The following is a 26,748-nucleotide window of genomic DNA, read 5'->3' on the forward strand; positions in this document are numbered from 1 at the left end:
GAGGAGAGCATCCATGAGCGAGACGCTGGCGCTGCGCCCCGAAATCGTCAATGCAGACACGCCCCTCGGCGACGTCAAGGTCGAGGCGAGCCTGTCCTGGCTGGAACGCATCTACCATATCGGTGCGGTCCGCAAGGCCATCATCCTGGTGGCGCTCGCCGCGCTGTGGCAGGCCTATGGCCTGTGGCTCGGCAATCCCCTGTTGTTTCCGACCTTCACCGACACGCTCTCAGCCTTCTTCGAGAACATCGGCAACGGCATCATCCCTGCGCGCACCCTCGTGTCGCTGGAGACGCTGCTGATCGGCTACGGCATCGGCATCGCGCTGGCGGCCGTGCTGACCACGATCGCGATCGGCTCGCGGATCGGCGCCGACATGCTGGAGGCGCTGACCTCGATGTTCAATCCGCTGCCGGCGATCGCGTTGCTGCCGCTGGCGCTGATCTGGTTCGGCCTCGGCAAGGGCAGCATCATCTTCGTGCTGGTGCATTCGGTGTTGTGGGCGATCGCGCTCAACACCCATTCCGGCTTCCGCTCGGTGTCGAACACCTTGCGCATGGTCGGCCTGAACTACGGCCTGCGCGGGTTGAAGCTGGTGCGCTTCATCCTGATCCCGGCTGCATTTCCGGCCATCCTCACCGGCCTGAAGGTGGGCTGGGCCTTCGCCTGGCGCACCCTGATCGCGGCCGAGCTGGTATTCGGCGTATCCTCGGGCTCCGGCGGCCTCGGCTGGTTCATCTTCGAGAACCGCAACCAGTTGGAGACGGCCAACGTCTTCGCCGGCCTGTTCACCGTGATCTTCATCGGCCTCGTCGTCGAGAACGTCGTGTTCGCGACCATCGAGCGCAAGACGGTGCGGCGCTGGGGCATGCAGCACTGAACTTCGAGTTATAAGCACAACAACAGGGAAGGAGACGACCATGTCCTGGAGCAAATCATTCACGGCCGCCGCGCTCGGCCTCACCGCGCTGCTCGGCGCCACCGGCGCTTCGCAGGCCGAGGTCAAGGAGATCAGGCTCTCCAAGGGCTACGGCATCCTCTATCTGCCGCTGATCGTGATGGAGGATCAGAAGCTGATGGAGAAGCAGGCGGAGAAGGCCGGGCTCGGTCCGTTCAAGGTGAACTGGCAGATGCTCGACGGCGGCAACATCATCAACGACGCGATGATGGCCGGCTCGCTCGACATCGCCGGCACCGGCGCGCCCGGCTTCATCACGCTGTGGGCCAAGGCCAAGGGCATTCCGGCGGTTGAGGTGGTCGGCGTCAGCGGCCTCAGCTCGACCTCGCTGTGGATGAACACCAACAATCCTGAGATCAAGTCGCTGAAGGATTTCAAGCCGAGCGACAAGATCGCCCTGCCGGGCATCAAGACCTCGCTTTCGGCGGTCATGCTGCAGATGATGGCGGCGCAGGAGTTCGGCAAGGAGAATTACGCCAAGCTCGATCCGATGACCGTCGGCCTGCCGCATCCGGAGGCGCTGGCGGCGCTCACCTCGGGCAAGACCGAGATCACGGCGCATTTCACCTCGCCGCCGTTCTCCTACATCGAGCTGAAGGATTCGAAGATCCGCCGCGTTGCCAATTCCGCCGACGTGCTCGGACGGATGACGATGGACGTGGTGTTCGCGCCCAAGCGCTTCGTCGACGCCAATCCCAAGGTCGTGCAGGCGTTCCTCGACGCGCTCGACGAGGCCTGCACGCTGATCGCCAACGACAAGGCTGCCGCGGCCGAGATCTATGCCCGCACCGCCAAGGTGAAGACCACCAAGGAGGACGTGCTGGAGATGCTGCAGGACAAGGACACCTGGTTCTCGTCGACGCCGGAGGGCGTGCTGAAGATCGCCGAGTTCATGCACGGCGTCGGCTCGATCAAGGTCAAACCGGCGAGCTGGCAGGACATGTTCGTGACCCAGCTACGCGACCGCAAGGGCAGTTGAGCGTAAGCGCCTATGGTGTCGTCCGGGGCGCGCGGATGCCCCGGAATGACGGGGTGTGTGGTTGGCGCAGGCCCATCATCCAGCCGCGAGTCCCGCTGCAAAGACGACATTGCCTCTCTCCGCGGGTCATTCCGCGCGAATGACCCGCATCCGCGGCAGACCCGGAACCTCCCTGAACCGACGCACCGGCCGCCGCGACCCATGTCCGGCGGCCGGCTGCCGTCATTGCGCCGTCGCCAAAGCTGTGCTGTGTGAAGGCGGTACAACCGGATGAAGAGGGGGACGCGCGATGCGGAGATTGCTGACCGTGCTGGCGGCACTGATGACGCTGAGCCTGACCAATTGCGGCTACAACGCCATCCAGACCAATGACGAGCAGGTCAAGGCGGCTTGGTCCGAGGTCGTCAACCAGTATCAACGCCGCGCCGACCTCGTGCCCAACCTGGTCAACAGCGTGAAGGGCTTTGCCCAGCAGGAGAAGGACGTGCTGCTCGGCGTCACCAACGCCCGCGCCAAGGTCGGCAGCGTGCAGGCCACGCCCGACGTCGTCAACGATCCCGCGGCGCTGCAGAAGTTCCAGGCGGCGCAGAGCGAACTGACCGGAGCATTGTCGCGGCTGCTGGTCGTCACCGAGAATTACCCCCAGCTCAAATCGGACGCGCTGTTCCGCGACCTGATGTCCCAGCTCGAAGGCACCGAGAACCGCATCACGGTGGCGCGCAACCGCTACATCAAGGCGGTGCAGGAGTACAACGTCGGCATCCGCACCTTCCCGAACAACCTGACCGCGATGGTCTTCGGCTACAAGGAAAAGGCCAACTTCACCGTCGAGAACGAGCGCGAGATATCGGTCGCGCCGAAGGTCGATTTCAACGCGCCGTCGCCTGCGCCGTCGAAATAGCCGGAGCAGGGAATCGTGCGCGCGCTGCCGGTCCTCAAGGCGCTGCTTGCGACGCTGTTGGTCTGCCTCGCGACGATCGTGCTGGCGGACGTCGCGGTGCCGCAGCTCACCGGCCGCGTCGTCGACCAGACCGGCACGCTGTCCTCCTCGGACATCGCAGGCCTCACGCAGAAGCTGAAGGACCTGGAAACCCGCAAGGGGAGCCAGGTCGCGGTGCTGATCGTGCCGACGACGCAGCCGGAGACCATCGAGCAGTTTTCGCTCCGCGTCGCCGAGGCCTGGAAGATCGGGCGCAAGAAGGTCGACGACGGCGCGCTGCTGGTGATCGCCAAGAACGACCGCAAGCTGCGCATCGAGGTCGGCTACGGCCTCGAAGGCAGCCTCACCGACGTCACCGCGCGGCGCATCATCGACGAGGTCATCACGCCAAGATTTCGCAGCGGCGATTTCGCCGGCGGCATCGACGCCGGCGTCGACCGCATCATCGGCGTGATCAATGGCGAGAGTCTGCCGGTGCCGCAGCCGCAGGCCTCGCACGGCACGGATCTTGATATCGACACCATCTCCTCGTTCGCACCTGTCGCCTTCTTCGGTGCGATCTTTATTGGTGGCGTGCTGCGGGCCTTGTTCGGGCGGCTGCTGGGTTCGCTTGCGACCGGCGGCGCGCTGGGGATTCTGACCTGGGTGCTCGTGGGATCGATCACGCTTGCGCTGCTGTCCAGCGTGGCCGGCATCGTCATTGCCTTCATCGCCGGCGGCTTGTCCTCGTCGATGCCGACGTCGGGCGGGCGCCGCGGCAGCGGCTGGTCGAGCGGCTCGTCATCCGGCGGCTGGAGCAGCGGCAGCTCGAGCGACAGCGGCAGCTTCTCGGGCGGCGGCGGCAGTTTTGGTGGCGGCGGCGCCTCGGGCAACTGGTGAGGACGAGGCGCGCGACCATGAGCATCAGGCGGATCGGCCGGCATCTCCTGCATCATCACTGGCAGCTGAAGCGCATCTTCACGCCGGCTGTGCTGGCACGCATCGAGCAGGCGATCAAGGACGGCGAGCGCACCCATGCCGGCCAGCTTCGCTTCGTCGTCGAGGGCGCGCTCGACGGCCGGCCGTTGTGGCGCGACCAGCCGCCGCGCGAGCGCGCGCTGGACATCTTTTCCAACCTGCGGATCTGGGACACCGCGCACAACAATGGCGTCCTGATCTACCTGCTCTTGGCCGATCGCGACGTCGAGATCATCGCCGATCGCGGCATTCATCGACATGTCGGCGCCGAAGGCTGGGAGACGATCTGCCGCGCGATGGAAGCGGAGTTTCGCGCAGGCCGCTTTGAGCGGGGCGTGGTCGATGGCATTGCCGCGGTGTCACGCGAGCTCGCCAGGCACTACCCGCCGCATGCCGGCGATCCCAACGAGCTGCCCGACACACCAGTGGTGCTTTAGCTCCGATCATACGGGTCGCGCTCACTTGCCGGTCGCGCTCATCCCGGCTGGACGTGAGCGCGCACCCCTCTCGCCAATGATGCGGATGGAAAATACGTCCGCAACTCACGCCGTCGCAGCTCATGCGCCGTAGCGTTCCGCCATCGCCCGCGCCAGCTCGGCCATTTTCGCACGCAGCTCGGGCGGGTCGAGCACCTCGGCCTCGGGCCCGAAGCGCAGCAGCTCGCCGGCGGCATGCCACAGCGTCGTTCCGATCGGGATCGTCACGATGCGCCAGCCATCGGCATCGGCGTCGTCGGCGAGGCGCGTGCGGGCGCGCACGTAAGGCTGGCTCCACACCTCCAGCAGCTTCACACCGAGCGCTGACAGGCGCACCGTCGCCTGCTTCGGATGCAGCTCCGCCTCCAGCCGCTCCGTCGCGGCGCGCCAATAGGCGGCGAGGTCAAAGTCTGCAGGTCGCGCGAAGCACTCGTCGGTCACGGCACAGTCGAGAATGCGCGCGACGCGATAGGTGCGCACGCTGCGCTCGACCTGCCCGGCGAGATACCAATTGCCGCCCTTCAGCACGAGGCCGAGCGGCGCGACGCGGCGGCGCTTCTCGGCACGCCAGGTCTGATAGCGGACGTCGACCATGACGTCGCGGAGCAGGGCGTCGGCAATGGCGCGCAGATGCGTCGGCTCCTCGGACTCGCCGAACCAGCCAGGCGCGTCGAGATGGAAGCGCGCCTGCATGCGGCCGGCATTGGCGCGCAGGCTTTGCGGCAGTGCCGCCACCAGCTTGGTCTGCGCCGCGCTCATCGCGCCATCGAGCCCGAGCGCGGCGGCGGGGCCCGGCAGGCCCGCCATGAACAGTGCGTCGGTCTCGGCTGGGGACAGTCCGTTCAGCCGCACGCGATAGCCGTCGAGCAGACGGAACCCGCCTTCGGCGCCGCGCTCGGCATAGACCGGGATGCCCGCCGCGGCGAGCGCGTCGATGTCGCGATAGATCGTGCGCACCGAGACCTCGCAGGCGCCTGCGAGTTCGGGCGCCGTGACCTGTCCCTTGGCCTGCAAGGTGGTGAGGATGGAGAGCAGCCGGCTCGCGCGCATGCCCTTCTTTAAACATACCTGACACACCTTGTCAGGTATGGTGTGCGACAAGCCAGCACCGCAGCCGGCAATGGGAGGACACCATCATGACCGCCGACGACAAGATCACGCTGTATTACTCGCCGCAGACCCGCGCCGCCGGCACCCGCGTCCTGCTCGAGGAGCTGGGCGCGCCCTACGATCTGCATGTCCTCAACATGAAAGCGGGCGAGCAGCGCAAGCCGGAGTTCCTGGCCGTCAATCCGCTCGGCAAGGTGCCGACGATCGGGCATCGCGGCCAGATCGTGACCGAGCAGGTCGCGATCTTCATCTATCTCGCCGATCTGTTTCCGCAAGCGGGGCTGACGCCGGCGCTCGACGATGCCCTGCGCGGGCCCTATCTGCGCTGGATCGCCTATTACGGTGCGTCGTTCGAGCCCGCCGTGATCGACCATTTCATGAAGCGCGAACCGGCTCCGATCACGCAGTCACCCTATGCCGACTACGATACGATGCTGGGCGCGCTGGAGCAGCAGCTCGCCAAGGGGCCGTATCTCCTCGGCGAGCGCATGACCGCCGCCGACGTGTTGTGGGGCGTCGCCTTCAACTGGACCATGATGTTCGGCGTCGTGCCGCGCAAGGACGTGTTCGCGCGTTACGCCGAGCGCATCACCCAGCGTCCGGCGTTCCAGCGCGTCACCGCCGCGGATGCCGAGATGGCGGCCCAGCACGCGGCCGCCCCCGGCGTTTGAGCGCCAGCATCGACGCAATCGAGCGAGGTCCCGCCGGCAACGGGACCTCACTGATGTGATTGCACGTTGTCCGGCAGGCGCAGCTCGCCAAATGCCGGGCTTCCCGCGGCGGCGTCGCTAGTTCAGGCTGATCCCCGTGAGCGGCGTGCCGTCGACGCCGTTGTTGCTGATTGCGTTGTTCTTGAAGGACGAGACGGAGCCGCCGCCGGTCTGGACGACGCCGTTGGAATTGCCCTGGATGACGGAATTTCCCAACGTCACGATGGCGCCGCTGCCGCTCGCCAGAACGCCGGTGTTGTTGAACTCGGAGGTCAGCCGGTCGAGAAACACGCCCATCCCCGGCTTTCCGGCCGGGACCGTGGCGGATATCCCGGCATTGCCATTTTCGATGGCCTTGGTGTTAGAGACGAGCACGCTGATCGCGCTGCTCGAATTCGCGGTCGAGACCGTGACGCCGAACGCGGACGCCTTGAGCGAGGAGTCCGCGATCACCACCTGGGCCGCACCGGTCGGCGCGACCGAGATCGCGCTTTGCGAGAAGTTCTCGAAGGTACAGTTCTCGACGACGAGCTTTCGGCCGGCCAGGAAATTGACGCCATTGAGGCCGAGGGTCGTGCCGGCGCCGTTGATGCTCAAATTGCGCAGGATGATGACGTCGTTGGCGCCGGCATTCACGTTGATGCCGTTGGTCGCCGATGCCAGGATCGAGGCCATCGTCCCCCCGCCGTCGATCGTGATCGATTTGGTGATCGTGACGGCGCCGTAGCCGCCGGGATCGAGCACGTCGATCTCACCGCCCGCGGCGGTCTTCGAGATCGCTCCGGCGAAGGTCTTGCAGGGCGCCGTGCGGCTGCACGGGTTGACGTCGTCGCCGACGCCGGACACCCAGGTCCGCGTCGCCTGCGCGTGAGCCTCTGGCGAGGCAAGGATCAAAAACGCGGCGCACAAAAATCCGATCGAAGAAATGAGCTTTCGCATGAGCGCTCCCCTTGAAATGCTGGAAATGAAAAATAGCCCGAACGCAGAGTATTAGTCTACGAAAGCAACCAGAGCGTTCATCGAAAACGGCGGGCTGTACGGGACATTATGCAATCGGTGGTTGCCGCTTCGGCCGGAGGTGATTTCGCTGACGGTGCACGCCTTCCATCTGTCGATTGCATTGCAGGACTACAACATTCGCGAGCCTGCAGTCGCCCATCGCCCACCCACCCGACGGGCAATTCCGGCAATCCGTCCATGCGCCAACTGCCCGTCGAGCCAGTTTGTCGCATGTGCGCCGCCTTGCAGCGTCGGGCAAATCACGACGATGATCCCGGCCATCCCGTTCGCGATGAGGAGGGACGGCTCGGCCGATCGTCACGAGGCGTAGCAGCGGGGAGCGGTGGCCGTATCAGGCTTGGGGCTCTGCGCGAGCGGGCCGGCGAGCAAGCGAGGTACGGACGGTCAAGTCGTAGGGTCCTGGCATCCCGACGCCGATGCCAAGTTCGCATGCAGGCTTCGCCTCGTGCGGATGACGGTGACCAGAAAGCCCGGCGCACCGGGGAGACTACGAAGCAGCCGTAACGCCATCGCGCAGGGAGGGCCGGGTCGTTCCGGCTGAACCTGTGGTTCCTGCCCCGTGCAATCTTTCCGCACGGGGGCCACGGGTGCCAGTCGGCACCCGGCCTTCCCTGCACCCTCCGACCGATCCGGAGGGAATGATGGTCAAAGCTCGGGTGCAATCGCGCCGCGAGAGCGGCTCTGTTTGACTCCGCGTTTGACTCTGCGTCGACCACGCTGTGCCGCGTGCCGATCGTGCCTGCTGCCGCCGGATGGGGCCCCCAGAGCTGAATATTCGGGCACCGCTCGCCACATCTGCTCCACTTTGTCGGCGCAAATCCGCCCGGTATGAATCCCTAAAACTCAGGTAAGCCCTGCAAAAGTAAGATTTTGGCAATCAATCGAACGCTAACTAAGGTTACCAAGTGCTCAACGTCATGCGGAGACTCTGAACGTGAGCGACCAAAAGCCCGAGCGGGCCAGCCTTGGCGTGGCCGGTACGACTGGCGCGGCCAGTGCGAGTGTCGACCCGATGCCGAAGACATCCGCAGTCCCCGATGCAGTCGACCTGGCCGTGCCTGCGATCGCGACCGTCGCCCCGCCCATGATCGCGCCGGATCACGAAGCGCCGGCGGCTGACCGTCCGGGCATCGACCCGAAGGCGAAGATCGTGGAAGCGGTGACCGCGCCCGGGCCACAGCCGGAGGCCAGCCAGTCCGAGATCAAGACCGAGGTGATGGCCGACACCGAGATCGGGACGACCAAGGTCGAGCCGGTCAAGCCCGAGCAGGTCAAGGTCGAAACCCTCACGGCCGAGCAGAAAAAAATCGAGCCCTCCAAGATCGAAGCGGTGAAGCCGGAGCGAGCCAAACCCGAGCCCGCGCGGCTCGACCTGGTCAAGTCCGACAAGGGCAAATCCGACAAGGTCAAGCCGGAGCTGACCAAGCCCCAGGCGGTGGGGGGCAACGTTGCGGCGCCGGGCAAAGTCGAAGCTGCAGTGGCCTCGAGTGCTGCGAAACCTCCCTCGACGATCCTGGATCTGATCAGGACGGAGCCGGTCAAGTCGGACCCGATCAAGACGGCTGCGGCCGGTGAGCTCCTCAAGGTCGAGACACCAAAGCTGTCGATGCTCGCGGCCAATGCGCCGAAAGTCGGCCCGATGGCAGCGGCCGCGCCGAAGCCGGAGACGGCCATCAAGCCGGACGCGCCGATCAAGTCGGTGGCTGCCACCAAGACAGAAGCCGTCGTTCGGCCTGAGCCGGCTGCCAAGCCGGAGACTGTTGCCAAGTCGGATGCCAAACCGGATGCCAAGTCGGAGCCCGTTGCCAAGCAGGCATCCGCGGCCAAACCCGGGGCGTCCGCGACGCGCCCGGTCACGCCAGTCCAGGCGGATGCCGGACCGGCGACCAGGGCGGGTGCTTTTGCCGCGGTCGATAAGGCCGCGGCCTGGGCCAAAGCGAAGTTCAAGACCGAGCCCTTCAAGTTCAATGCGGCGTCCAAGCCGGCGGCCGCTGCCACAACGGCGGCCAGCACGGCCGCTGCGGGAGCGACGCTGCCACCTCCGCAGCCGGGCCAGACCCCGCCGCCGCATGCCGTGAACGGCAGGCTCGGCCTACCGGCCATGGCTGCGATCCTGCTGCTGTCGATGGTCGTCGGCGGCGTTGCCGGTGGTCTGGTCACGGCCAAATTCGTCACGCGCTCCGGCGGCGGCGACGCGGCCGATGCGACGGCCGGCGAGGCTGCGGATTCCACGCTTGGCGCGACCGTGGCGCGAATCGACAATGATGTCGCCGCGCTGAAGGCGAGCCTCGACCAGACCAATCAGACGAGCCTCGTCGAGCTCAACAAGTCCGCGGAGCGTCTCGACCGGCTCGAGAAGATCCTGGGTGACCTGTCGACGAAATCGTCGGCCAAGCCGAGCGAGTTGCAGCGTCTGAGCGAGGCCGTGGACCGGCTGCGCGCCGCGCAGGCGTCCGCGACCGCGCAGGCCCCCGCGCGTGACAGCGCCGCGTCCGCGCCGCAGGCGGTGGGTGCGATCAATGCGGCGGCGCCGCCCGCGGGCGTGGCGAGCCGGGCCGACGCGGCCAGGACCACTGAGGCAGCCAGGACGGAGGCAGTCCGTACCGAGGCGAGCCGGGCCGAGCCGGCCAGGGCGGAGACCGCTCGCCCCGAGCCGAACCGCACGGAGGCCACCAAGCCCAAGGTCGTCGAGGGCTGGGTGCTGCGCGACGTCGGTCGTGGCGGCGCGCTGATCGAGGGCCGCGGTGGCCTCTACGAGGTCTATGCCGGCGATCCCGTGCCGGGCCTCGGCAAGGTCGACGCGATTCGCAAGCAGGACGGTCGCTGGGTGGTCGTCACCACCAAGGGGCTTGTCGTCGCACGCTGACGGACCATCTGTTTTTGGAGACGAATCTGGACGAGGCGCCTCACCGCGACGTGAGGCGCCTCGTCGCACAATTGTCCGAAGCCGCCCGCCTTTCGGCTATCTTCGAGGACTAGCAGGCCCTCAATTGCATGTTCGTGGAAGTGAGGAGGCGCGTCTTGCGACTGTCGGTATTCGGCCTTGTCATGCTGTGCTGCGGCCCGCTCGCTCATGCGGACGAGAGCCCGCCGGTCGAGCGCGGCGCCGCCATCCTCGAGCCGTTCGCGCTGCGTGAGCTCGACAACGGCGCGTTCGGCCTCGGGAAGATGCTTGCGCACGCCAGTGATGCGCCGCTGACCGACGCGGCGTTGTTTGCGCTGCCGTCGATGATGCCCGTACGCAAGGCGCTCGACACGGAGTTCGACCGCTACGTCGACAAGCACAAGACGACGTTGCCGAACGAGAGCATCGGCGTCGGTACGTCCTACGCGTTCCAGCTGTTCGACCGCACCGTGCTCGATTCGCCCGATGCCCGCTTCGTGCTGGCCGGCGTCGTCAATCGCATGGATCGCGCCTTCGTCGATCCCGATCATTGCGGCGAGGTGCGGCTGCTGTACCGCCTGACGCGGACCACGCCGCCCGAGGCCAAAGATGGCGAGGTCGCCTCGCCGCGGCTGCCGATGACGCTCAACATCGTGCTCAAGGCGCGCAGCGATGCGGAGGCCAAGAGCAATTCGCCGAGTTGTGCCGAGATCGCCAAGCGGTGGCTGGCGACGTCCGATCTGCAACTGACCGGGCCTGAGCTTGCCGCGAAGCTGACGGCGCCGGACGGCCCGCTGGCGCTGATCAGGTCGGAGAACATCCATCGCATCGAGACCAACCTGCAGATCGCGCATGCGCCGAAATCGGCGATCCGCGATTTCCGCACCGACTACATGATGAAGGTGTTCGACTATCAGGCCGCGAGCGGGACGTTCGAGGAGGCGGTGCTGGAGGATCAGGTCGATCGCGACCGGCTGCTGGCGGATGCCGCGCTGGCGCGCGAGTTCAAGGCCTGGCTGCTCGACCCCGTCCATCTCGGTGAGCTCGACCGCGGCACCGCGGTGATCCCCGAGCAGTTCCTGGCCAAGGTTGCGGTGGCGCCGACCCCGGTCGGATTCGTCAATTCCGATCTGCTGCCGGCCTACGGGCTGGTGCAGGGGAGCGCGGCCGGGCAGGGCGCGGTGTTCACCGAGGCCGACGTGGTCGGTGCGCTGGAGAAGGCGGCCGCGCAGGGCATCGTGCTGCAGAACATCCGGTCGGTCGCGGGCTTCGAGCGACGCCTCAACGATTCGAGCTGCGGCGGCTGCCATCAGACCCGCGGCATCGGCGGCTTTCACTTTCCCGGCGTCGACTGGATGGCGGAGAAGCCGTCCAACACCGTCGTGGTGCCGGGCTCGCCGCACTTCTTCGGCGACCAGGTCCGCCGGCGCGACATCCTCACCGCCTTTGCCGAGGGGCGGACTCCGGATTTCTCGCGCGGCTTCGCCAGCCGCCCGCAATTGCGCGGCAGCGATGAGCTCGCCGGCACGGTCTACAATGACGGCTGGGGCGGGCATTGCTACGCGAGCCACGCCGCGGCCGCGGACAACGACAAGAGCTTCTCGACCTGGACCTGCGCCGCGAACCTGTCCTGTCAGACCGGCCCGGCGACGCGGTTCGGCATGTGCTTCATCGCGACGCGCTAGCTCAGGCCACCGCACCGCGCGCGCGCAGGTCGCGGATGGCCTCGTCGTCGAAGCCGGCGCTGCGCAGGATCTCGTCGCTGTGCTGGCCTATGCCGGGCGGCTTGCGCGGGGTGACCTTGCGCTGGCCGTCGATGAAGATCGGGCTGTTGACCGTCAGCATGGTGTCGTTCTCGAACGGCACCAGCACCTCGTTCTCGATCATCTGCCTGTCGTTTGGAATGTCGTCGAGAATCCCGACCACCCCGAACACGAGCCCGCTGCCGTCGAGGATCCGGCGCCATTCGGCCAGCGGCCTGGTCGCGAACACCGCGTCGAACTCGTGGATCAGTTCGACCGAGCGGGCGTGGCGATCGGCCTTGGTGACGAAGCGCGGATCGTCGATCAGCTCCTCTCGGCCAAGGCAGCGGGCGAGGATCGGCCACTGCTTCTCCTCATTGAGGAGCGAGAGCATGATCCAGCGGCCGTCCTGGCATTTGTAGTGATTGGCGACTGCGTTCAGCGCGCGTTCGCGCGGCCGCCGCTCGACGAAGGTCGCGCCGCAAAGCTTGGCCTGAGCAAGCACGGAGGCGGCCCAGACCCCGTTGGCCATCAGGTTGGAGGCCACATGGCAGCCCTTGCCGGTCTTCTCGCGCTGGTAAAGCGCCGTGACGATCGCGCCATAGAACGCCATTGCGCAGGGGTGGTCGCCCATGCCGGCCACGGAGCGGGCGGGTGTCGTGCTCTCGTCGGCACGGACCAGGTCCATCAGTCCAGAGCGCGCCCAATAGGCATTGCTGTCGAAGCCGGGTTTGTCGGCTTCCTCGCCTTTCTCGCCATACCCGGTAAACGACGCATAGATCAGCCGCGGATTGAGCGGCGCCAGCTTTTCGTGGGTGAGGCCGAGCTTGGCGCGGACCGACGGCGGGAAATTGGTGATGAAGACATCGGCTTCACTTACCAGCCGTTGCAGCACGGTCTGCGCTTCCGGCTTCGACAGGTCGAGTGCGAGGCTGCGCTTGTTGCGGGCTTCGAGATACCACGCGTAGTTATGCTCGCTGCGCGGATAGCCCGGCAGGTTCGGCAGGTTGCGGTAGGGATCGCCGGCGCCGGGCGGCTCGATCTTGATGACGTCAGCGCCGAAGTCGGAAAGAACGGTGGCGGCTGCGGGGGCCGCGATGAAGCTCGCGCAGTCCAGCACCTTCAGGCCATGGAAAATGCCCTTGTCGTCCATGTTGCGTCGCTCCCGTCGCTTGTTTCCGCGCGCTGGAATTACGTTGCCGGCGCGGTTCGAGGCGCATTTGACCCGGGTCGGGCGGGCGAGGCAATGGCGGGGAGGGAGCTGAAACTACAAACAAACGCAAAGATGTGATCAGGAGCGGGCACCGCTCCTGTCTATTTCGACGTGTCGACAATCATGCTGGCTTGGTGAGGGAAACGATCGCGCCGAATAGCCGCGAGGCGGAATGGCGCGCCAATTGATCCGCTACACTTTCAGGTTCTCGGCCGAACTCCTGCCGCGGTTGGCAATCTCGTCGTACTCGATGGTCTGGCCCTCGTTGAGGGTCGCCAGCCCGGCCTTCTGCACTGCGGAGATGTGAACGAAAATGTCCTTGCCCCCGGCCGCGGGCTGGATGAAGCCATAGCCCTTGGTCGGGTTGAACCACTTGACCGTACCTTTAGCCATACGTCGCCTCCGCGGGACCAATCCGAGTACGAGCCGCGGTCCCCGCAAACCGTCAGGCCCGGAATTCGAGACTACTGCGGTTGTGACAGGCGTGATAGCGCAAACAGCGGGCGGTTCTGGCCCGAAATGATCGATATCGTGGCGACTTTGCGGCTTTTGACCGCAGTGCCACCGTTCCGCCAGTCACCGCGGACCCGCTGCAACCGTTCTCGGTATGACAGCGCAGGCTGCAAACAGGTTCAACGCAACTTGTCACGCAGCCGTCCCCTCGTCCGAGAGCATCGCGAGTTCAGCGGCGTCCATGGCCGTCCTGACGCGCATCGGCTCGGCGCGGCCGCGAATCTCGACCTCGCGCTGCGGCAGCACGTCGGAGCCGAGTCGCGCCCGCGCGTAGACCTCGTCCGAGATGATGACCTGGCAGCCGAGGGTCTTCGTCATGTCCTGCAGTCGTGACGCGACGTTGACGGCGTCGCCCAGCGCGGTGAACACCATGTGGTCCCGATAGCCGATCTCGCCCACGATCACCTCGCCGCCGTGAATGCCGATGCCGAAGCGGATCGGGTCATGCAGATCATGGCTGAGGAACGCGTTCAGCTCGGCGATGTTGGCCGCGATGTCACGCGCCGCCTGGATCGCCTGGCCGCAGGCGACATGTGAATCGGTGGCTAGTCCGAACAGCGCGAGCATACCGTCACCGACGAACTGATTGGGCTGCCCGCCATTCGCCAGCACGGCCTGGGAGACGGCGCTGAGGAAGCGGTTGACGATGAACACCACGTCGAACGGCAGCCGTTTCTCAGCGAGGCCGGTCGATCCACGCATGTCGACGAACAGGCTGACGAGGTAGCGCTCCTGCCCGATTCCGGCGCGCGAGCTGCCGCGCTCGCCGGGTGTCGGGTTCGGCATGAACAGTTGGAAGAATGAAAGATCGCCGGTGGGGCGCAACTGGCAGGCCAGCCTGACCGACGGGTCCGCCGCGCCGATCTGCGCGAGCACGAAGGCCTCGCGAGGCGAGGGCGGCGGCAGCGCGCCGGGATCTCCGATCACCCTGATGCGGCAGGTCGAGCAGCGCGCGCGGCCGCCACACATGCTGGCATGCGGTACGTTGTTGCGCAGACTGGCCTCAAGCACGGACAAACCCTTTGGCACCCGGATGGAGCGGCCATTGTTGTAGGACAGCGTGACCATGCCGCCACGTCGCTCATGGACTGCTCGCACGCCGCGCGCGGCGAGCGCCAAGCCGATCAGGCCGCCATAGCCGATCAGGAAGCCGTTCATGATGGTCTCCAGCACCGCCTGTTCAGATGGCGTGCCGGTCTGCCTCAACGAAAGATTTTCGGCGCGCCACTGCGGTGTTGCGTTGGCGGCGATGACGTCTCGGCCCCCACGATAGAAGCCGAGCAGCGCTAGCGCCGGGAGCAGCACGGCGCAGGCGAGCAGCCACGGCGCCGCGCGCTTGTAGAACGGCTTGAGCCGCAGCCAGAAGTGCAGCCCGATGCAGCCATGCGTCCATGACGTCAGCAGGGCTGCCGACATCAACCAGATCCGCCAGGACGGGCCGGTCCAATACGAGTACAGGACCTGCGGGTACAGCTTCTCCTGTCCGTACAGGGTCTGTCCGAAGCGGACGCCGGCGATGTGGCTGAAGATCAGCGCCGGAATGCTTAGGCCGAGCAGCAGTTGCAGCGGCTCCATCGTGTGGCGGCTGAATTGCCGGCGCTGATAAAGCGCCCACACGCCGAGCCCGCCATGGGTAAGAGCGGCCGCATAGAACAGCACGGCGATCGGAAGAAACTGCCAGAACGCCACATGATAGGACACGCCCTCGGCGAGCGCCTGCAGCGAGATGTTGCCGAGCGCATGGTTGAGAAAATGACTGAGCAGGTAGCTGAAGAGTATGAAGCCGCAGATCAGCCGCACCTGCCGCACACCGATGCCGCGACAGGTCGACCGCAAACGATGGTAAATCGAAATGGTCATGTGGCCCGTATGATCTGGAGCCGCAATGCTAGAGATTTATTCCCTGTTGTCCTAGAGGGCTGGTGGCGGCGGTCATCCGGCGGCGCGAGCTGCGCGGGAACGTTGACTCGCCCGGTGGAGTCGGGGAAAAGCACCGCGTGACGGCCATTTCCCCAGGCATCGACAGCCCAAAGTCTCGATCCACGCGCGCTGCGTGGCTGATGGCTGCGGCCGTGATCGCAAGCATGACGATCATCCGCATCGTCTATGCCGGGACGCTCGATCTGCGCACCGACGAGGCCTATTACTGGACCTGGTCGAAGGAGCTGCAGCTCTGCTTCCTCGATCATCCGCCCATGATCGCCTGGTTCATCCGGCTGGGCACTGCCCTGTTCGGCGATACCAATCTCGGCGTTCGCTTTGCCGGCATCCTCGCGATGGGGGTGACGCAGCTCCTGCTCGCCGACATCGTTCGCCGTACCACTCACGATATGCGGGCCGTGATCCTCGCGGTGCTGCTGCCCGAGGCCGCGCTCTACTATGGCCTGCTGATGGCCAAGGTGGCGCCGGACGTCGCGGCGATCCCGTTTGCACTCGCGGTGATCTGGGCGCTGGTGCGTCTCGCTGAGAGCGGCGATGAACGCTGGTGGCTCGCCGCCGGACTGTTCGGCGGACTGGCGCTGTTGTCCAAATTCACGGTGGTCATGCTGCTGCCGGGCGTGGCGGCGTTCCTGCTCGTTCCGGCCTGGCGCAGCCGCTGGCTTCTCAGTCCCTATCCATGGTGCGGAGCACTGATTGCGCTGGCGGTGTTCTCGCCGGTGCTGATCTGGAACGTACAGCACGACTGGGCCTCGTTCCGCTTCCAGTTCGTTCGCGCCACCGCGCCGCATGAGTTTTCGTTGCGGACGCTTGGCGATTATCTCGGATTGCAGTTCGGACAGGTCGGCTTCGTCGTGCTGCCGGTCACATTGTCGGCGCTGAGTTTCACGGCCTGGCGCGGCTACCGCACGCGTGAGCCGGTCGCCATCCTGCTGTCGACGGCGGTGCTGGTGCCGTTTCTCTACTTCCTCTGGAAATCGTTCACCTTGCGGATCGGCGACACCTGGCCGATGTTCATGTGGCCGATCGGGTTTGCGGCGGTCGCGATCAACATCGTCAAGCTGCCGCAGGACGGCGCGTCCGCCTGGTTCGTCCGATCGACCGTGCGCTGGGCGCGGATCGCCGTCGTCAGCGGCATTGCCATGGTGGTCCTGATCTTTCTCTACTACGTCGTTGCGCCGTGGAATTTTCTCGGGCGGGCCGATCCGATCGGCGCCGAGGCGGGCTATCAGCAGGTGGCGGCGCGGGTCGAGCAGGAGCTGCAAAAGACCGGCGCGACCTGGATCGCGACCTCCGACTATCGCACCTATGCGATGATGCGGTGGTTCTTTCGCGGCCGCGTGCCGGTGCTCCAGATCAACGAGCGGGCCCGCTTCATCGGCTTCCGTGATCCTGGCATGGACCTGATCGCAGGACATGCCGGCCTCTATGTCGTGCGCGAGCCGGACAATACCGGCCCGCTGCTGGCGGACACGACCGCGCACCGCGAGCCGCTCGGACACGTCGAGCGGAGCTGGCGCGGCCGCGTCATGGACAGTTACGCGTTCGGCAGGCTGACGGGCTGGACTCCCGAACTGGCGCCGCCACCGGACTCGCCATTGTACCAATGGCGCTGGCTCGCCGGCGCCCTCGATTCCACGCCGCGGGCCTGAGCCTCATTACTGGTCGTCCTGCTTGCGCAGCAGATCCTTGGCGAGATCCGCCAGCGCCGGCCGCGGCAGCGCGGCGAACGGCATCGGCCGCGTCACGTCGATGGCCGCGAGGCCGAGCCGCGCCGTGAGCAGTCCGTTGAGCACGCCTTCGCCGAGCCGCTGCGACAGTTTTGCCGCGATGCCATGGCCCAGCACCTGCTGGATCAGGCTGTCGCTCGCGGCCATGCCGCCGGTGATGGCGAGATGCGCGACGACGTGGCGCAACAGGCTGATCATGCCAAGCGCGCCGGGACGGCCGCCATAGAGCCGCGCGAGCTGCCGGATCATCCGCAAGCTTGCCACGAAGACGAACAGCACGTCGATCAGCGCGCGCGGGCTCACGGCCGTGACCACGGAAACCCGTTGCGCCGCAACCGACACCAGACGCCGCGCCTCGCTGTCGAGCGGCGCCATCAGCTCGCGCTCGGCAAGCTTGATCATGTCGCCGCCGTCGATGATGTCGTCGGCGTGGCCGGCGAGCGCGGCACGCGGACGCGCCAGGCGGGGATTGGCATGTGCGATCCGCAACAGCTCGGCGACCACTTCGCGGCTCTCGGCGCGATCGTCGGACAGCAGCACCGCGGCCGCGCGCTGGTGCAGCTTCTCGATGGTGGCGAGACGCACCAGCCCGTAAGTCTCTCGGGCAATGACGGCCGCCAATGCGATCGCGGCTGCGGCCGCGAACCCCGCGCCGACATAGCCGAGGGCCTCGCTGCGTGCGAACAGATCCTCGATCAGTCTGACGACGCCGAGGCCGAGGCCGAGCAGGACGAGGCCTGCGACCGAGCCCCAGAAAAGTGCGCCCCAGCCGAAGCTGCGCCGCGCCGGCAGGACGGTCTCGACCGGCACCGGCAATTGCGCCGGATCAGCCTCTGGCGTGACCTGGATGGTGCCGCGGCCCGGCCGGGCGGCCTCTTCGGCATCGACCACGACGACGTCGGGATCATCGAGCCGGAAGGTCTGGGGACGACGATGCTTGGCGCGTTCGCTCATTGCAGCCGGTCTCCGATCAGGAACTGAAGGGCGCGGTCCATGCGGATATGGGGCAAAGCGGGCTCGCCGCCAGGATCGGGGGCCAGCAAAGGCGGACGGAAGCGAAGAAAGCGGAAGTCGGTGCCGTCGGCGGCGGCGCTCGACAGGCCGCGATAGGCGCCGCCCTTGAACAGCTCCTCCGCATCGGCCGGCAGCTCGCCCGGAAAGGTTGCCACCTCGGTGTCGCCGTCGAAGATCTCGCCATTGGCGCTTTCGCCGGCCGCCGGCGTGCCAAGCAGCGACGGCAGCTTGTCGCGGCCGCGGGCGACCAGCGCCTCGCGCGTCGCCCTGACGGCGGCCAGCGCCACCACGTCGATTGCGGCGCCCGTGCTCTCGGCTCGGGCCACCGCGCGGTTGACCGCGCGCCGCAGCACAGCTTCGAGCCGGTCGTGGCTGGTGTGATGCAGATGGTCGGCCTTGGTCGCCGCGAACAGGATGCGGTCGATGCGCGGCCGAAACAGCGCCGTCAGCATGTTTCCGCGTCCGACGCGGAAGCAATCGAGAATGCCGGTCAGCGCGGCCTCGAGATCGTGCAGCGCCTCGGGGCCCGCATTGAACGCCGCCAGCGCGTCGACCAGCACGATCTGGCGATCGAGCCGGGCGAAATGGTCGCGAAAGAACGGCCTGACAACGATGTCCTTGTAGGACTCGTAGCGGCGCGCCATCATCGCCCATAGCGAGCCGGCCGGCGCCTGGCCGTCGGCCGGGACATCGAGCGGCGCGAAGGTCAGCGCCGGCGAGCCCGCGAGATTCCCCGGCATCAGGAAGCGGCCGGGCGGCAGCAGGCTCATGGCGAAGCGCTCGTCGCGGCAGGCACGCAAGTAGTCGGTGAACAGCCGTGCGGCCTCAAGTGTCGCCGACTCGTCCTCGCGGCCTTCGGGGGCGAGCGTCGCCAGATGCGCGTGCCAGTCCTTGGCGACATGCGCGCGCGGCTCGCTGCGCGACAGCGCGAGGCTTTCCCGCGCCCACTGCTCATAGCTCTTGTTCAGCAGCGGCAGGTCGAGCAGCCATTCGCCGGGATAGTCGACGATGTCGAGCGTGAGCGTCCGCTCGGCGCCATTGGCGCGCTGGAATTCGATCACCAGTCTGAGCTCGCTGATGTCGACGGTCGAGCTCGGCCAGCGTCGCTCGGTGACCAGCGCCCGCATATGGCTCTCATAGGCAAAGCGCGGCACGCCGTCGTCGGGTTGCGGCGTCAGATATGCGCGGGCGATGCGGCCCGATGCCAAGGCCTCGAACACCGGCATGCGCCCGCCGCGAACGAGGTCGTGGATCAGCGCCGTGATGAACACGGTCTTACCGGCCCGCGACAGCCCGGTGACGCCAAGGCGGACGGTCGGGTTGAGGAAGCTCTCGCCATAATCGAGCAGGGCACGGGCCGACAGCCGCGCTTCCTCGACGAGTTCGGAAAAGGTCACCATGGGAGGAGGGGAATTCGCCAGTTGAAAAGGGCGTGAGCGATTTTTGACAGGTGGCGATGCAAAACGCCGGATTCAAGCTCACAATTCCGGCCCGTTTCCGGATAGAACCAGACTTTGAACGGAACGTTGACCACTGGAAACCATAATCCTTCCGGCACAATTGTCCCGGAAAACCGGCACCAGGTTCTGACATGACCGTATTTCAACTGAAGCAGTTCGCCTCGACCTCCGTCCATGCCGCCACCGGCGCGATGCGTTGGAACTACGACAAGGTCGAGATGATCGCGGACGGCGTCGTCCACGTCGTCGGCATCGCCGCCGGCCTGGTCGCCGCAACCGTGCTCGTCGTGCTGACCTCGATCTATGCCAGCGCCGTCGACATCGTGGTGGTGTCGATCTACGTCGCGGGACTGCTCTCGATGCTGACGCTGTCGGCAACCTATAATCTGTGGCCGGTGTCGCCGACCAAATGGGTGCTGCGCCGCTTCGACCACTCCGCCATCTACGTGCTGATCGCAGCCACCTATACGCCGTTCATCGCCGCCCTGAAGGATACGGTGTTCTCGGCCGCGCTGCTGCTCGGGGTCTGGGGCGTCGCCATCTTCGGCATCGTGCTGAAGCTGCGCTGGCCGGGCCGCTTCGACGCGCTCTCGATCGGGCTGTATCTCGCGCTCGGCTGGAGCGGCGTCATGATGTACGACCGGGTGATCTCGGTGATGCCGCCCTCGGTCCTGGCCTGCGTGCTCACAGGCGGCATCCTCTACAGCCTCGGCGTCATCTTCCACTCGTGGCGGCGCTTGCGCTTCCAGAACGCGATCTGGCATGGTTTCGTGTTGCTGGGCGCCGGCTTTCATTATACCGCAGTGCTCGACCTGGTCTTGACCTAGAAAATTCCACGAGGAGGGCTTTGCATGCAGGTGACCGGCAAGATTGTTGTGGTCACCGGCGGAGCCCGCGGCATCGGCAAGGCGCTGTGCGAGGCCTTCGCGGCCGCCGGTGCGGCCAAGGTGATCGTAGCCGATCTCGACGAAGCCGGCGCCAAGGCCGTCGCTGATGGCATCGGCGGCGCCGCCTTCAGATGCGACGTCTCCCAGGAAGCCGACATCCGGCACGTGATCGAGGAAACCGAGCGGCAGTTCGGGCCCATTGCGCTGTTCTGCTCCAATGCCGGCATCGGCGGCGGCTTTGACCCGCTGTCGGTCAATGTCGGCGGCACCTCCGACGAGCCGTGGGCGCGCAGTTGGGCCATTCACGTGATGGCGCATGTCTACGCGGCGCGGCATCTGATCCCGCGCTACAAGGCGCGCGGCGGCGGCTATTTCCTCAACACGATCTCGGCGGCCGGCCTGCTGTCGCAGGTCGGCAGCGCGCCTTACTCCACCACCAAGCATGCCGCGGTGGGATTTGCGGAGAATCTCGCGATCTCGCACAAGGCCGACAACATCAAGGTCTCGATCCTGTGTCCGCAGGGCGTCGACACCGACATGCTGCGATCGATTCCGAAGGGCCCGCAATCCGGCGACGGCGATCTGACACCGGAGCAGGTCGCGCAGGACGTGCTGAAAGGCCTTGCCGAGGAGAGCTTCCTGATCCTGCCGCATCCGCAGGTCCTCGGCTACATGCGCAAGAAGACCGAGAATTACGACCGCTGGCTCGGCGGCATGGCGAAGATCCAGGCAAAGATGCGCGAGGAGTTCGGGAAGTAGGTCTGCGACCATCGTCGGTCGACGTGACGGCGCCCGGCCTCAACGCCCTCCGCGGTCGTCCCCGCGACCACGGAGACCCATAGTCCCAGGGTGCAGTTCGAGCCACGCGCGTCGACCATCTCGCCCGAGGTTTTCGACCGCGGCGTATGGATCCGGCGTTCGCCGGAATGACGCTAAGGAGAGATCGTGCGGACATCATGGGCAGCGGACTTGATCCGACATCGATAGACATCATTGCGCCTTCTCGCGGCACATCATGCCCGAGCTGTACAGTTGACTTGTCCCTTCAAGATTCGAAGGGCGCAGGGAATGCCGGGTGAAGGCCTCACCCATGGCCCGCCTGCAGCAAAAAATGCAGGCGGCAGGTACCACAGGTGCAGCCGATCACCGGCATTCCCTGCGCGATGGTCTTCACGCTTATACGCAGTCTCCCTGGTGCGCCGGGCTGTTGGCCACCATTGTCCGCGCGGTGCATCAGCGCCATCGCGAACGTAACACCAGCATCGGGGTGTCAGGACGCTGCGACTTCACGTCCGCGGCCACGCCGTTCGTCCGCGTAGCAAGCTACGCTGCGGCATGGCCACGGCCATCGCATCCCGCCTCGCGTGTCGTGACGATCGCGCGCAACGCCCCTCCGTGGTGAGGCGGGATGCGCGGAAAGATCGTCCTGATTTGCCCGACGGCGCAAGGCCGCATGCTGCGGCATTTCAACACGACGGGCAGTTTCGTCATGGTGTGTATGCGCAATCTGCCCGTCGGGCGCCCTCATGGCTCCGACGGTTGCATGTCCTGCTCTGCCGCGCGCCAGGCTTCGAGCGCGCGGGCGTACAGCAACAGGCCCTCGCGCACCGTGCGCCGCTCGGTCTTCGACAGGGCCGACAGGGCGCCGCGGACCTGCTGGCGGCCGAAGGCGTGCAGCGTGGCCACCCTCTTCCGTCCCTTCGCGGTGAGGCAGAGCGGCTTGATGCGGGCGTCGCCGGAATCGATTGTCTCCTGCAACTCGCCGCTGTCGATCAGCTTGCGGACCATGCGGCTGACGCCGGATTTTTCCAGGTGCAGGACCGCGCCGAGCTGCATCGCGGTGAGACGCGTCGTGCTACGTCGTCGGCCACGTCCTGGCGGCCGACGGCGGCTTCCTCGCGGTCTGAATCTGAAAGGCGTCGGCTGTCGCCGATGGCGCAAGGCCCGCGATCGCCGAGCGGTCTCGGACGCGAGCGATCGTGGTCGAAACAGCTTCATGCTGAAGTCGGAATTTCGCCAGCTTCCGCGAAGCCGCGCAGCGATCGTCACCGTTTCAACTAATTAGTGCTTTCTACGAACGCGAAGATGCTTCGGCGCCGCTCCGCGGCGGCTCGTTGCGAACAGCTCTCAATCTCGCCTGAAATGTTCCCAGCTCGGCAAAACTTCCGCCGACGTTTGCCGGCTATCTCCAAGGCAAGGGGCTTCGTCGCGTGCATGCGCTGCGTATTCATCGCGACGGCGCCCTGACCCGACCTCGTCGCGTGATATTGGCATACCCCGGCATTTGCTTTGCAGGCTCATTCACCACGCAAGACCGGCGCGTTCGCGGTGCGGACCAAGCGGCTCATGGTGACGCGATCCCACCGCGGGGTCACGCTCGCGCTCGTCGAGGTGCTGCTGCTGACCGTGATGGTAGTGGTGGACGGCGCGTCCGCGCAGCAGACCATCAAGGCCAAGCCGACGGACGTCGTCCCGGGACGCGCCGACCGGCTGTTCTTTCGTCACGTGACGGCGCGCAGCATCTACTACAACGTTCCGCGGATCACCAACGACAGCCGGACGCTGATGATGCGCCAGGACCCGCGTGGCGTGAGCGCATTGCTGCGTCCGGTGCGCGAGGCCGGTGCGCCGTCGCTGGCCGCGCCGGGCAGGCCCGGCGCGCCGGTCGGCAGCTTCGGATTCTCCGCGTTTCAGCCCGCCCGTGGCGCGCGCATGGCCACGGCCGAGCCGGCGGGAGACGCTCAACGCGCCGCGCCGCAACCGGCCGCACGGCAGATCGCGGCAAAGCCCGCAGCAGCCGCCGAGGCGCCGCCGGCCAAGCCAGACGAGACCGTGGCAGCCGTTCAGCCCGCGGCCGTGCTGCGCAACCGCGACGTTCTTCCCGATCGCAACCTGAATACGGTGAAGCCGCAGCCGGTGACCGCCGACGCGAAGCCCTATGATCCGACGGGCGTGACGGTCGGGTCGTTCCTGGTGAAACCGGCCGTCGAGATCCAGGCCGGCTATGACACCAATCCCACGCGGCGCAACGGCGGGCAGGGCTCACCGGTCGCCATCGTGGCGACGGAGGTCGCGGTCCGCTCGCAATGGGAGCGGCATCAGCTCAACGCCGATTTCCGCGGCGCCTACACCGAGGACAGCAACGTCCGCTCGCTCAGCCATCCGACGTTCGAGGCGCGGGCGCAAGGGCGCTACGACGTCACCGAGGGCACCGCGATCACCGGCGAGGCGCGTTTCGTCAACGATGCATTGGCGCTTCCGGGCGCGCTCAAGCTGCCGCGCGCCACGACGTTCGGCGGCAGCGCCGGCGTGCTGCAGAAGATCGGTCCCGCCGAGATCGCATTCAAGGGATCGGCCGACCGCGTCATGTTCAACGACGCGCTGATCTTGGCCAACGTGCCGTTGCGGACGCAGGATCGCAACTACACCCAGCCGGGCGCGCAGGTCCGCGTCACCTATGTGCTCACGCCGAACATCTCGCCGTTCGTCGACATGAGCTTCGATCGGCGCAACCACGATCTGCAGGTCGACTTCAACGGCCAGCGCCGCGATTCCAGCGGCATCACCGCGCGCGGCGGCGCCGTCGTCAACATGGGATCGCTGACCGGCGAGGCCTCGGTCGGCTATCTCTCGCGCCGCATGGACTCGCCGCTGATGCCGAACATCAACGGCGTGATCGCGGATGCGACGCTCGCTTGGGCCGCGACCGACGCCACGACCTTCGTGCTGGTGGCGCGCTCGCAGGCCTCGGAGACGCCGGCGATGAACGTCTCGGGCATCCTGTCGCGCGACGTGATCCTGCAGATGGACCATCAGTTCGAGCCGTGGCTGATCGCCACGCTGCGCGGCGGCTACGGCCAGGATCAGTTCGTCGGCATCGGCCGCGTCGACCAGCGCATGTTCGTCGCCGCCGGCGGCACCTACAAGATGAACCGCAACGTTCAGCTCAAGAGCGAGGTCCGCACCGAATGGACCCGCTCCAACATCGCGCTCAACAACTTCATGACGGTGGTCGGCGTCGTCGGCGTGCGATTCCAATATTGAGCAGCGGCCGGGTCCGGTGGCGCACCTTCGCCGCCCTGCATCTCCGCCGTCGTCCCGGGCAAGCCGCGCGACAGCGCGGGTGCGACGCCGACGGGGACCCAGACGCCGCGACGGATGTCTGACCGGATTGCGAACGACGCGGCTGGTCTGCATCGACCAGAACCGGCTGGTCTGTCGCGCGCAAAAGAAAAGCCCCGCAGGGGACGGGGCTTGAAGGCAATGCATGCCGGTCGGGTGGGGGGGACCCGGGCGTCTCACGCGGCGGGATGAGGTCAGGTCGCCGACGCGTGGGTCGTCCCGGATTGGTTCGGCATGCGGCTGGTGATGGTCTTGTTATCGTTATCCGTGTCCGCGCCGCCCGGCGTAAGCCGACAGGCGGCGCGGAGCGCAGCGGTCTCACTGTTCGAGCGCGGCCAGCGCAGCGTTGCCGATCTGCTGCGCCTCGGCCCAGGCAGCCTGGGTGGCCTGCTGGGCGGCGGTGTAGCCGGCCTGGATCTGCTGCTGAGCCGCGGCCCGCAGCGCCTGCTCCTGCTGCTCGCCGGTCTCGCGGGCCTGGGTCAGGGCCTGATTGTCGGCATTCAGCGTCGCATTGACCTGGTTGAAGGCGTTGGCGGTGGTCTGCGCCTTGGCCTGGGCCGCCGCCAGTGCGGCCTGGTTGGCCGCATTGTTGGCGCGTTCGAGGACCTCGGCGGCCTCCTGTGCGTCCTGCTTGGCCTGCTGCGCGGCCTGACGCGCCTGCTCCAGCGCCTGCCGGTCGGCGTTCACCTTCTGCTCGGCCGCTTCCACCGTCGCATCGATCGTGCCGATCTTCTGGTTCAGCGCGGCCTCGACCGTCTTCTGGTTCTGGGTCGCAGCCGCCTGCGCGGCCTGGGTCTTCTGCTGGGCGACCGCGCGTGCCTGCTCGCCGGTCTTCAACGCCGCCTGCAGCGCGGCCTGCTCGGCGGCTTCCTGGGCCGCCTGGTTCTGCTGGTTGTTGTTATTGTTGTTGTTGCCGTTGCCGGCCGCCGCTCCGCCATTGTTGGCATTGCCGCCATTGTTGGCGTTGCCGGCCGCCTGGCCGGCCTGCTGGGCCGCCTTGCCGGCGGCCTCGGCCGTCTCGCGCGCGGTGTCCTTGGCGGCGTTGGCGGCTTCCTTGGCCTCGTTGGAGACGTCGATGTCCTTGTCGAGCTTCTGGAACGCGGCCTGCAGCGCGGCCGAGGCTGCCGTCAGCTTCGCAGCGTTCGCGGTCGCCGCGGCCTGGTTGGCGGCGGTCGGGTTCTTCTCGGCCTGCTCCTGGGCCTCGATCGCGGCGCCGCGTGCGTTCTGCTCGGCCTGACGGGCGACGTCGATAGCCTTGCGGTCGGCAGCGACCTGCGCCTCGGCGGCGGCGGCGGTCTGCGCGGCGGCCGCGGCCGCTGCGTTGGCCTTGGCGACGGCATCGGTGCTGCTCGACGCCGCGGCAGCCGCCTTGGCCGGCGTCGCTGCGGCTGCGGGTGTCGCGGTGGCCTTGGCGACCGCGACGGTGGTGGTCGCTGCCGCGGCGGCCGGCTTCGCCGCGCTCGTCGTGGTGCTGGTCGCGGCTGCGGTCTTGGCCATACCGGTCGTCGTCGTTGCGGCGGTGGCGGCAGCGGCGGGCTTGGCGGCGGTCGTGGCGACGGCAGCGACGGGCTTGGCCGCAGCCGTGCCGGTCGTTACGGCCGCCGTCTTGGCGGCGGTGCTCGCCGCGGTCGCCGCGGCGGTGGTGGCGGCCGTGGTCGCAGCGGTGTTCGCAGCCTTGGCGGCGGCGCCGGCCGCGGCCTTCGCAGCGGCGCTGGCTGCGGCCTTCGCTGCCGCGTCGGTCGCCGCCTTCGCGGCAGCATTCGCTGCAGCCTTGGCGGCAGCGTTTGCCGCAGCCTTGGCGGCGGCGTCCTGCGCGGCCTTGGCGGCGGCAGCGGCTGCAGCCTTGGCAGCGGCATCCTGGGCCGCCTTGGCGGCTGCCTGGGCCGCGGCCTTCGCCGCCGCCTCCTGCGCCGCCTTCGCGGCGGCGTTGGTGGTGGCCGAAGTGGCAAGGGCGGTGGTCATGGCCTGCGCATTGGCCGCCTGATGCGGCAGCGCCGTCACCGCCAGAGCGGACATTAGGGCCAGCACGCTGACATGGCGATAGAGATCGGTCCTCGACGCCGCGGTTTGAAGATTCTTCTTATCCGCCATCAGC

The 26,748-nt window shown here is 67.0% G+C and carries 20 protein-coding genes and 1 pseudogene; 12 read left to right on the top strand and 9 right to left on the bottom strand.

Annotation, left to right across the window (positions count from 1 at the left end):
- Nucleotides 1-13: 13 nt before the first annotated feature.
- From ACQR0U_RS05445 to ACQR0U_RS05465, 5 genes are all read left to right on the top strand, one after another.
- Nucleotides 14-880 (top strand): ABC transporter permease, encoded by an 867-nt coding sequence (locus ACQR0U_RS05445; RefSeq protein WP_315713964.1) that lies wholly within the window; start codon nucleotides 14-16, stop codon nucleotides 878-880.
- A gap of 40 nt (nucleotides 881-920) precedes the next feature.
- On the top strand, nucleotides 921-1,937 hold the full coding sequence (locus tag ACQR0U_RS05450) for an ABC transporter substrate-binding protein (protein ID WP_315713965.1): 1,017 nt from the start codon (nucleotides 921-923) through the stop codon (nucleotides 1,935-1,937).
- A gap of 289 nt (nucleotides 1,938-2,226) precedes the next feature.
- Entirely contained in the window at nucleotides 2,227-2,838 is a 612-nt protein-coding gene (locus tag ACQR0U_RS05455) for a LemA family protein (protein WP_315713966.1), read from the top strand.
- Between the two features lie 15 nt (nucleotides 2,839-2,853).
- On the top strand, nucleotides 2,854-3,756 hold the full coding sequence (locus ACQR0U_RS05460) for a TPM domain-containing protein (RefSeq protein ID WP_315713967.1): 903 nt from the start codon (nucleotides 2,854-2,856) through the stop codon (nucleotides 3,754-3,756).
- Nucleotides 3,757-3,773: 17 nt separating this feature from the next.
- Nucleotides 3,774-4,271: a TPM domain-containing protein gene (locus tag ACQR0U_RS05465; protein ID WP_315713968.1), complete on the top strand. Its 498-nt coding sequence runs from the start codon at nucleotides 3,774-3,776 to the stop codon at nucleotides 4,269-4,271.
- A 120-nt stretch (nucleotides 4,272-4,391) separates the two neighbouring features.
- Here the strand turns inward: ACQR0U_RS05465 and ACQR0U_RS05470 are convergent, their stop codons facing one another.
- Nucleotides 4,392-5,360 carry a helix-turn-helix transcriptional regulator gene (locus tag ACQR0U_RS05470; protein ID WP_434842686.1) on the bottom strand — a complete coding sequence of 323 codons (969 nt, stop codon included), beginning with the start codon at nucleotides 5,358-5,360 and terminating at the stop codon, nucleotides 4,392-4,394.
- A gap of 86 nt (nucleotides 5,361-5,446) precedes the next feature.
- Here ACQR0U_RS05470 and ACQR0U_RS05475 point away from each other — a divergent pair, with 86 nt between their 5' ends.
- Complete coding sequence (locus ACQR0U_RS05475) at nucleotides 5,447-6,091, top strand: glutathione S-transferase family protein (protein WP_434842687.1); 645 nt, start codon at nucleotides 5,447-5,449, stop codon at nucleotides 6,089-6,091.
- Nucleotides 6,092-6,208: 117 nt separating this feature from the next.
- Here ACQR0U_RS05475 and ACQR0U_RS05480 read toward each other — a convergent pair whose 3' ends face one another.
- Nucleotides 6,209-7,069 (bottom strand): hypothetical protein, encoded by an 861-nt coding sequence (locus ACQR0U_RS05480; RefSeq protein ID WP_315826053.1) that lies wholly within the window; start codon nucleotides 7,067-7,069, stop codon nucleotides 6,209-6,211.
- Nucleotides 7,070-9,836: 2,767 nt separating this feature from the next.
- On the opposite strand from ACQR0U_RS05480, the pseudogene ACQR0U_RS05485 reads away from it, so the two are divergent.
- Both ACQR0U_RS05485 and ACQR0U_RS05490 read left to right on the top strand, forming a co-directional pair.
- Nucleotides 9,837-10,016: pseudogene (locus tag ACQR0U_RS05485) on the top strand (hypothetical protein); the annotation flags it as partial.
- A gap of 128 nt (nucleotides 10,017-10,144) precedes the next feature.
- The gene (locus ACQR0U_RS05490; protein ID WP_434842688.1) at nucleotides 10,145-11,719 is read left to right on the top strand and encodes a hypothetical protein; all 1,575 of its coding nucleotides are present in this window, start codon (nucleotides 10,145-10,147) and stop codon (nucleotides 11,717-11,719) included.
- A 1-nt stretch (nucleotide 11,720) separates the two neighbouring features.
- Here ACQR0U_RS05490 and ACQR0U_RS05495 read toward each other — a convergent pair whose 3' ends face one another.
- The 3 genes from ACQR0U_RS05495 to ACQR0U_RS05505 form a co-directional block, all read right to left on the bottom strand.
- The gene (locus tag ACQR0U_RS05495; RefSeq protein WP_315713974.1) at nucleotides 11,721-12,929 is read right to left on the bottom strand and encodes a CaiB/BaiF CoA transferase family protein; all 1,209 of its coding nucleotides are present in this window, start codon (nucleotides 12,927-12,929) and stop codon (nucleotides 11,721-11,723) included.
- A gap of 252 nt (nucleotides 12,930-13,181) precedes the next feature.
- Nucleotides 13,182-13,382 (bottom strand): cold-shock protein, encoded by a 201-nt coding sequence (locus tag ACQR0U_RS05500; RefSeq protein WP_315713975.1) that lies wholly within the window; start codon nucleotides 13,380-13,382, stop codon nucleotides 13,182-13,184.
- 252 nt (nucleotides 13,383-13,634) lie between these two features.
- The gene (locus ACQR0U_RS05505) at nucleotides 13,635-15,362 is read right to left on the bottom strand and encodes an adenylate/guanylate cyclase domain-containing protein (protein WP_434842689.1); all 1,728 of its coding nucleotides are present in this window, start codon (nucleotides 15,360-15,362) and stop codon (nucleotides 13,635-13,637) included.
- A 224-nt stretch (nucleotides 15,363-15,586) separates the two neighbouring features.
- Between ACQR0U_RS05505 and ACQR0U_RS05510 the strand changes: the two genes are divergently transcribed.
- On the top strand, nucleotides 15,587-17,092 hold the full coding sequence (locus ACQR0U_RS05510) for a glycosyltransferase family 39 protein (protein ID WP_316201392.1): 1,506 nt from the start codon (nucleotides 15,587-15,589) through the stop codon (nucleotides 17,090-17,092).
- A 6-nt stretch (nucleotides 17,093-17,098) separates the two neighbouring features.
- Here the strand turns inward: ACQR0U_RS05510 and ACQR0U_RS05515 are convergent, their stop codons facing one another.
- On the bottom strand, nucleotides 17,099-18,124 hold the full coding sequence (locus ACQR0U_RS05515; RefSeq protein ID WP_315752651.1) for a YcjF family protein: 1,026 nt from the start codon (nucleotides 18,122-18,124) through the stop codon (nucleotides 17,099-17,101).
- Entirely contained in the window at nucleotides 18,121-19,584 is a 1,464-nt protein-coding gene (locus ACQR0U_RS05520; RefSeq protein WP_315826058.1) for a YcjX family protein, read from the bottom strand. Before ACQR0U_RS05520 ends, ACQR0U_RS05515 begins: the two co-directional genes overlap by 4 nt.
- Before the next feature lie 191 nt (nucleotides 19,585-19,775).
- Here ACQR0U_RS05520 and trhA point away from each other — a divergent pair, with 191 nt between their 5' ends.
- Nucleotides 19,776-20,471, top strand: coding sequence for a PAQR family membrane homeostasis protein TrhA (trhA, locus tag ACQR0U_RS05525; protein ID WP_315826059.1), 696 nt, complete (start codon nucleotides 19,776-19,778; stop codon nucleotides 20,469-20,471).
- 24 nt (nucleotides 20,472-20,495) lie between these two features.
- The gene (locus tag ACQR0U_RS05530) at nucleotides 20,496-21,290 is read left to right on the top strand and encodes an SDR family oxidoreductase (RefSeq protein WP_315752654.1); all 795 of its coding nucleotides are present in this window, start codon (nucleotides 20,496-20,498) and stop codon (nucleotides 21,288-21,290) included.
- A gap of 765 nt (nucleotides 21,291-22,055) precedes the next feature.
- On the opposite strand, the gene ACQR0U_RS05535 is transcribed toward ACQR0U_RS05530, so the two are convergent.
- Entirely contained in the window at nucleotides 22,056-22,367 is a 312-nt protein-coding gene (locus tag ACQR0U_RS05535) for a MarR family winged helix-turn-helix transcriptional regulator (protein WP_409977923.1), read from the bottom strand.
- A gap of 510 nt (nucleotides 22,368-22,877) precedes the next feature.
- Between ACQR0U_RS05535 and ACQR0U_RS05540 the strand changes: the two genes are divergently transcribed.
- Nucleotides 22,878-24,575, top strand: coding sequence for an outer membrane beta-barrel protein (locus tag ACQR0U_RS05540; protein WP_434842690.1), 1,698 nt, complete (start codon nucleotides 22,878-22,880; stop codon nucleotides 24,573-24,575).
- A 396-nt stretch (nucleotides 24,576-24,971) separates the two neighbouring features.
- On the opposite strand, the gene ACQR0U_RS05545 is transcribed toward ACQR0U_RS05540, so the two are convergent.
- On the bottom strand, nucleotides 24,972-26,744 hold the full coding sequence (locus ACQR0U_RS05545; RefSeq protein ID WP_434842691.1) for a hypothetical protein: 1,773 nt from the start codon (nucleotides 26,742-26,744) through the stop codon (nucleotides 24,972-24,974).
- Nucleotides 26,745-26,748: the final 4 nt, after the last annotated feature.

The organism is Bradyrhizobium sp. HKCCYLRH3097, from assembly GCF_051167875.1.
Lineage (GTDB): Bacteria > Pseudomonadota > Alphaproteobacteria > Rhizobiales > Xanthobacteraceae > Bradyrhizobium.

Coding starts and splice junctions, on each gene's coding strand:
- trhA (WP_315826059.1), top strand. CDS start 19,776: ATGACCGTATTTCAACTGAAGCAGTTCGCCTCGACCTCCGTCCATGCC.
- ACQR0U_RS05490 (WP_434842688.1), top strand. CDS start 10,145: ATGTTCGTGGAAGTGAGGAGGCGCGTCTTGCGACTGTCGGTATTCGGC.
- ACQR0U_RS05535 (WP_409977923.1), bottom strand. CDS start 22,367: ATGCAGCTCGGCGCGGTCCTGCACCTGGAAAAATCCGGCGTCAGCCGC.
- ACQR0U_RS05530 (WP_315752654.1), top strand. CDS start 20,496: ATGCAGGTGACCGGCAAGATTGTTGTGGTCACCGGCGGAGCCCGCGGC.
- ACQR0U_RS05510 (WP_316201392.1), top strand. CDS start 15,587: ATGACGATCATCCGCATCGTCTATGCCGGGACGCTCGATCTGCGCACC.
- ACQR0U_RS05495 (WP_315713974.1), bottom strand. CDS start 12,929: ATGGACGACAAGGGCATTTTCCATGGCCTGAAGGTGCTGGACTGCGCG.
- ACQR0U_RS05505 (WP_434842689.1), bottom strand. CDS start 15,362: ATGACCATTTCGATTTACCATCGTTTGCGGTCGACCTGTCGCGGCATC.
- ACQR0U_RS05475 (WP_434842687.1), top strand. CDS start 5,447: ATGACCGCCGACGACAAGATCACGCTGTATTACTCGCCGCAGACCCGC.
- ACQR0U_RS05450 (WP_315713965.1), top strand. CDS start 921: ATGTCCTGGAGCAAATCATTCACGGCCGCCGCGCTCGGCCTCACCGCG.
- ACQR0U_RS05470 (WP_434842686.1), bottom strand. CDS start 5,360: ATGCGCGCGAGCCGGCTGCTCTCCATCCTCACCACCTTGCAGGCCAAG.
- ACQR0U_RS05480 (WP_315826053.1), bottom strand. CDS start 7,069: ATGCGAAAGCTCATTTCTTCGATCGGATTTTTGTGCGCCGCGTTTTTG.
- ACQR0U_RS05545 (WP_434842691.1), bottom strand. CDS start 26,744: ATGGCGGATAAGAAGAATCTTCAAACCGCGGCGTCGAGGACCGATCTC.
- ACQR0U_RS05540 (WP_434842690.1), top strand. CDS start 22,878: ATGGTGACGCGATCCCACCGCGGGGTCACGCTCGCGCTCGTCGAGGTG.
- ACQR0U_RS05515 (WP_315752651.1), bottom strand. CDS start 18,124: ATGAGCGAACGCGCCAAGCATCGTCGTCCCCAGACCTTCCGGCTCGAT.
- ACQR0U_RS05500 (WP_315713975.1), bottom strand. CDS start 13,382: ATGGCTAAAGGTACGGTCAAGTGGTTCAACCCGACCAAGGGCTATGGC.
- ACQR0U_RS05520 (WP_315826058.1), bottom strand. CDS start 19,584: ATGGTGACCTTTTCCGAACTCGTCGAGGAAGCGCGGCTGTCGGCCCGT.
- ACQR0U_RS05455 (WP_315713966.1), top strand. CDS start 2,227: ATGCGGAGATTGCTGACCGTGCTGGCGGCACTGATGACGCTGAGCCTG.
- ACQR0U_RS05465 (WP_315713968.1), top strand. CDS start 3,774: ATGAGCATCAGGCGGATCGGCCGGCATCTCCTGCATCATCACTGGCAG.
- ACQR0U_RS05445 (WP_315713964.1), top strand. CDS start 14: ATGAGCGAGACGCTGGCGCTGCGCCCCGAAATCGTCAATGCAGACACG.